This window comes from Streptomyces sp. 4F14 (assembly GCF_048159485.1).
GTDB lineage: Bacteria > Actinomycetota > Actinomycetes > Streptomycetales > Streptomycetaceae > Streptomyces.
Genome location: NZ_JBLRVY010000358.1, coordinates 1 through 325, shown reverse-complemented (window position 1 = coordinate 325; position 325 = coordinate 1). Strand labels below are relative to the sequence as shown.

Here is a 325-nt window from a genome sequence, read left to right as displayed (position 1 = left end):
GCCGCAGGTGATCCGGGAGCAACTGCTGGAGGCCGGTTCGCTGACCGAGGTGAACGCGCCGCTGATCGCGTTCTCCGTGACGGACACCGGCATCGGGATCGCGGCCAGCAAGATGCGGGTGATCTTCGAGGCGTTCAAGCAGGCGGACGGCACGACGAGCCGGAAGTACGGCGGCACCGGTCTCGGTCTCTCCATCAGCCGGGAGATCGCCCGGCTGCTCGGCGGCGAGATCCATGCGGCGAGCGAGCCGGGACGGGGCTCGACCTTCACCCTGTACCTGCCGCTGCACCGCGCCGAACTTCCGCCCCAGGGCTACCCCGCGGTC

At 70.2% G+C, this 325-nt stretch carries 1 protein-coding gene; it reads left to right on the top strand.

From position 1 onward, the window contains the following. Nucleotides 1-325, top strand: a 325-nt coding sequence (locus ACLZOT_RS51100) for an ATP-binding protein (protein ID WP_416976130.1), incomplete at both ends; no start/stop codon positions are given.